At 55.6% G+C, this 234-nt stretch carries 1 rRNA gene; it reads right to left on the bottom strand.

What is annotated here, in order from left to right:
- Positions 1 to 234, bottom strand: a 23S ribosomal RNA gene (locus KVS69_RS20655); the annotation flags it as partial.

Raw genomic sequence — 234 nt, 5'->3', positions numbered from 1 at the left:
GCTTGGAGAGTGGTCTCCCCTTGTTCAGACAGGATTTCTCGTGTCCCGCCCTACTCTAGGACATTGAGTGTTCTACGCGTACGGGGCTATCCCCCGCTACGGCCGACCTTTCCAAATCGTTCCGCTTTATTCCTCATTGCCACTGGCCTGGTCCGCGTTCGCTCGCCACTACTTGCGGAGTCTCGGTTGATGTCCTTTCCTGCAGGTACTTAGATGTTTCAGTTCCCTGCGTTC

Origin of the sequence: Stenotrophomonas sp. GbtcB23 (genome assembly GCF_019091045.1) — a bacterium.
Classification (GTDB): domain Bacteria; phylum Pseudomonadota; class Gammaproteobacteria; order Xanthomonadales; family Xanthomonadaceae; genus Stenotrophomonas; species Stenotrophomonas rhizophila_A.
The sequence above is the reverse complement of the archived record's forward strand: the minus strand, read 5'-3'. Positions and strand labels throughout refer to the sequence as shown.